The organism is uncultured Microscilla sp., assembly GCF_947493425.1.
Taxonomy (GTDB): domain Bacteria; phylum Bacteroidota; class Bacteroidia; order Cytophagales; family Microscillaceae; genus Microscilla.
The window spans coordinates 1-230 of record NZ_CANLRP010000674.1; the positions used below are offsets into that span (position 1 = coordinate 1).

At 35.7% G+C, this 230-nt stretch carries 1 pseudogene; it reads right to left on the reverse strand.

The features are described 5' to 3' along the window. Positions 1 to 230 (reverse strand): annotated as a pseudogene (locus Q0954_RS34890) (site-specific integrase); the annotation flags it as partial.

Consider the following 230-nt stretch of genomic DNA (forward strand, 5'->3'; position numbering starts at 1 on the left):
TATTCCGCAATCATTTTGAGGTAAGTATTATAGTTTCCACTGGTAACTACAGGTATCAACTGACCTTTGCTTAAACAGACAGGATCACTTTTGTACTTATCCAAAACAAACCTGGCCTGAGGAAGTAAAGGCATTTTGGCAATTGTAGAGGATTTTACCCGTTCTTTAATAATCCAAGTACGCTCATTACGTTTAAATAGGTGCTCTTTTTTTAAAGAATCAATGTCTAC